The 3,956-nt window shown below is 37.7% G+C and carries 6 protein-coding genes and 1 pseudogene; all 7 read left to right on the top strand.

What is annotated here, in order from left to right; all coding sequences use genetic code 11:
• Window positions 1–454, top strand: a 454-nt coding sequence (locus PVV63_RS09620) for a hypothetical protein (protein ID WP_275065262.1), incomplete at its 5' end; no start/stop codon positions are given.
• 5 nt (window positions 455–459) lie between these two features.
• A complete protein-coding gene (locus tag PVV63_RS09615; protein ID WP_273791661.1) occupies window positions 460–891 on the top strand; it encodes a hypothetical protein in 432 nt (143 codons plus the stop codon).
• A gap of 442 nt (window positions 892–1,333) precedes the next feature.
• Window positions 1,334–2,200 carry an ERF family protein gene (locus PVV63_RS09610; protein ID WP_273791660.1) on the top strand — a complete coding sequence of 289 codons (867 nt, stop codon included), beginning with the start codon at window positions 1,334–1,336 and terminating at the stop codon, window positions 2,198–2,200.
• Between the two features lies 1 nt (window position 2,201).
• Complete coding sequence (locus PVV63_RS09605; protein ID WP_273791659.1) at window positions 2,202–2,825, top strand: lambda exonuclease family protein; 624 nt, start codon at window positions 2,202–2,204, stop codon at window positions 2,823–2,825.
• A gap of 69 nt (window positions 2,826–2,894) precedes the next feature.
• Window positions 2,895–3,383, top strand: coding sequence for a DUF488 family protein (locus PVV63_RS09600; protein WP_273791658.1), 489 nt, complete (start codon window positions 2,895–2,897; stop codon window positions 3,381–3,383).
• Window positions 3,384–3,525: 142 nt separating this feature from the next.
• Window positions 3,526–3,744 (top strand): hypothetical protein, encoded by a 219-nt coding sequence (locus tag PVV63_RS09595; protein ID WP_273791657.1) that lies wholly within the window; start codon window positions 3,526–3,528, stop codon window positions 3,742–3,744.
• 6 nt (window positions 3,745–3,750) lie between these two features.
• Window positions 3,751–3,956 (top strand): annotated as a pseudogene (locus PVV63_RS09590) (integrase); the annotation flags it as partial.

Here is a 3,956-nt window from a genome sequence, read left to right as displayed (position 1 = left end):
ATACGAATTTACTGATGAAAAAATTGTGTTTGATGGAAGAACTCTTCACCGAATTAGAGCATTAAGAGACTTTGGATATGTCAAAAAAGGTGACCTCGGCGGTTTTATAGAAAAAGAGAGCAACTTAAGCCATAAGAGAGACTGTTGGATTTTTGGCAATGCACACGTTTACGGTGATGCCAAAGTTTATGATGATGCGCGGGTTTATGGGAATGCACGCGTTTATGGCAATGCACAAGTTTCTGATTATGCCGAAGTTGGTGGTGCTTATGTTGGAGATAATGCCAAGGTTTTTGACTATGCGCGGATTTATGGGAATTCTGTTATAGGGAAAAGTGTACACGTTTACGGAAATGCTAAAATTTACAATCAAGCATATATTTGCTGTCGTGTAAACATTGCTGGAAATTGTAAAATTAGTGGCTCCACCATAATCGAAGAACGTGAGAAATAGTAATCATGGAAAAGAAATATGAACTTACTGATGAAAAAACTGTGTTTGATGGAAGAACTCTTCACCGCATTCGTGCATTGAGAAGCTTCGGAAAAATCAAGAAAGGTGACCTAGGCGGCTTTATAGAAGGTGAGAGCAACTTAAGTCATGAAGGAGACTGTTGGGTTTATGATGATGCCATGGTTTATAGCGGTGCAAAAGTTTACAACAATGCCAAGGTATTTGATAACTCAAAAGTTTGTTATTTTGCAAATATTTATGAAAATGCAACAATTCATCATAACGCAAAAATATATGGTGGTCGTATTTTTGGAAAAGCACATGTTTACGAAAATGCAAGTGTTCATTGCAATGCAGAAGTGTATGGTAACGCACACATTTACGGAGATTCAGAGGTTCGTGGAGGCAGTATTATCACAACGAGCGAGAGAAGATAATTATTATGTATAGATATGAAATTAAACCTACTTTGTGTTCGCAGTTAGTTGTGAGAAATACCCACAATCCAGGTGAACTTTGTATAACGATCTCTGGAGATAAGGGCGAGCCCTATGTAGATACCATAATCTCTAAAGACAAAATAGATGCCTTCTTAAGTGAAGAGAATATCGTGCCAATGGAACTCATAGGATCGCAATGCTTTGCATTTTCATACGAATTCAGACCGTTTGCATGCACTAGATTTGAAATGATACCACCCAATTCAGATGAATCTTTCTTGTTGACGCTATATTCTGATCATTGTGCATATATAAAACGCATTCCAATTGATCGGATTGTACAACCTGTAAAGACAAAACTCTAACACCCCAAAACCAGTCTTTTAACACCAGCGTGATTCACGCCACGGGTGAATTGCGCGCAATGTAGGAAATCAAGATGAGTGAACAAAACACTAACCTAATAGAAATTGAAGAAACACATCATTTAGCCGTCGAACAAACTGTCATGGAACGTATTTTAAATAAAGCCTTAGACAGTGACGTCGATATGGATCGCTTAGAGCGTCTTCTTGATTTAAGAGAACAAGAGATAAAACGACAAGAGCGCCAAAATTTTGTCCGTGATCTTTCGGCTGTGCAAATGGCATATAAAAATATCGAACAAAACGCCATTAATAAACATACAAACAGCAAATACGCTACACTTGATCAGTACATTGATGCTGTAAAAGACGGACTTGCAACATACAAATTTGCTTTGTTTTATCGTATTAAAAATCAAACAGAAAAAAACGTTACCATAGAAATAACTCTGTCTCATCCTTCAGGCAATGAAATATCAACAGAAGGAACATTTCCAATTGACAGTACAGGCTCTAAAAATAGCATACAATCACTTGGTTCCACACTTACCTACGCACGAAGATACCTATTAGGCATGCTTCTTAATTTAGCAAGTAAAGAAGACGATACAGATGGTCAAATGCAAGCCAAAGAAGACGATACAAATAATCAAAAAGTTTCCTCTAAACAGATAAAGCAAATCGAAGAATTAATCGAACAAACAGAATCGGATAAAAATAAGCTTCTCTCTTATGCAAAAGTAGAAAAGCTAACAGATATGTCTTGTGAAACAGCAGACGACGTTTTGAAAATATTAGAAAGCAAGCCAAGAATTCAAAGAGAAAGCGCTCTACAATCTCTCCCACCACAAGAGAAAACATACGTTCCTATACAAGATGCCGAATATATTCACGTCCAAGATATAGAATATGTATCACAAGAACAAAGAACGGCGGTGTGATATGGAACAAAGAACAGCAGAATGGTTTCAAGCGCGCTTGGGTAAAGTCACCGCATCAAACATTTACAGCGTACTCAGTAAAACTACAAAAGGATTGCCTACGAGCAAATATGAAGACTACAAAATCAAACTCATAACAGAACGTTTAACAAGAGAAACAAGCCCCTATTATGAAACTGAAGATATGAGATGGGGTATTGAGCATGAAGATGATGCCTTGAGAGAATATGGCTTCATTTATGATGCCGATATAACAAAATGCGGCTTTATCCAACACCCCACAATAGAAATGGCGGGGGCTAGCCCCGATGGTCTCATTGGAGAAGACGGTTTAATCGAAGTCAAATGCCCGAGATCAGTAACACATATGCGCTTTTGTATAGGTGACGAAATCAAACCAGAATATCACGCACAAATGCAATTCCAAATGGCTTGTACAGAACGAAAATGGTGTGATTTCGTAAGCTATGACCCACGTTTTACGGGGGAATTCTTTCACTTACGCATGAAAGTCAAGCGTGTTCTCCGTGATGATCAACAAATTGAACAGATCAATCAAGCTGTTGAAGCCTTTTTAGCAGAGATAGAACGAGAGATAAAACAACTCTCAACAAAAGCTGCTTAACCTTATGGGGGTGTTTTGTTCCCCGCATATCTACGAGCACCCCCACCCTTTCACATAAGGAAATTAAACGTGTGTAACATCGAACATATTATCATACAGCCTGCTAAAGATGAGGAATTTTGTTTTTTTACCATTGGCTATGAAGGTAGGTCCCTTGAGAATTATCTTAGTTGTCTCATAGAAAACAATATCAAAACTTTATGTGATGTTCGTAAAAATCCAATAAGTAGAAAACACGGATTTTCAAAAAGACAATTAGAGCAAGCTGTAAGCAACATTGATATTGAATATATGCATATGCCTGAACTTGGAATTGCCTCTGAAAAACGAAGAAATTTGAAAACACAAAAAGATTATGACCGCCTTTTTAAAAATTATCGAAATACAACTCTCAAGAATAATTCTTGTGCAATAAACAAATTATATCAAATTTTTTTAAACAAAAAGCGCGTTGCAATCACCTGTTTTGAAGCCAATGTATGCATGTGTCATAGAGGACAACTCGCATTAGCTCTTACTCAATTGCCTGATTGGAAATATGAAATTAAGCACATCTAAAAAATAAACTTACAGATTTTTTACATATGGGAGGTGTTTCTCTTCACAAATGCCTCCTAGCACCCCCACCCTTCTTAACACTTTCAAGTAATGCGTGATTCACGCCACACGTGAATTGCATCTCAATGTAAGGAGAAAAGATATGGCGCCTCGTCCAGCTGCTATAACGCAACCAGCCATTGCACGCGCTTTAAGAGAAGCTAAAAAACAAGGTTGTGAACTCGTAGAAATCAAACCTACTGGTGAACTGCTTATCTATCTTAAATCCGATATTCCACTACCAAATTCAGTTAACCACCCAGACAAACTTTTAGATTTGTCAAAGAATGAATATTACGAAACCGCACTCTCTAAGATGTAAAATACCATGCCAAAACCACGTCCTCCTCATCTTGTCAAAGAAGTCACACGTCATGGTAAAATTATATGGTATGTACGTATTGGTCATGGACCACGTATTAGAATACGCGGCACCTATGGAACGCAAGAGTTTGTTGATAACTACAAAAGCGCACTTGCCGAGTTACAAGGACTCATACTTCCTAAATCAAAAACCGGTAAACTTGTTGAAGG

Source organism: Bartonella sp. CM31XJBT (genome assembly GCF_028618555.1).
Classification (GTDB): Bacteria; Pseudomonadota; Alphaproteobacteria; order Rhizobiales; family Rhizobiaceae; genus Bartonella.
The sequence above is the reverse complement of the archived record's forward strand: the minus strand, read 5'-3'. Positions and strand labels throughout refer to the sequence as shown.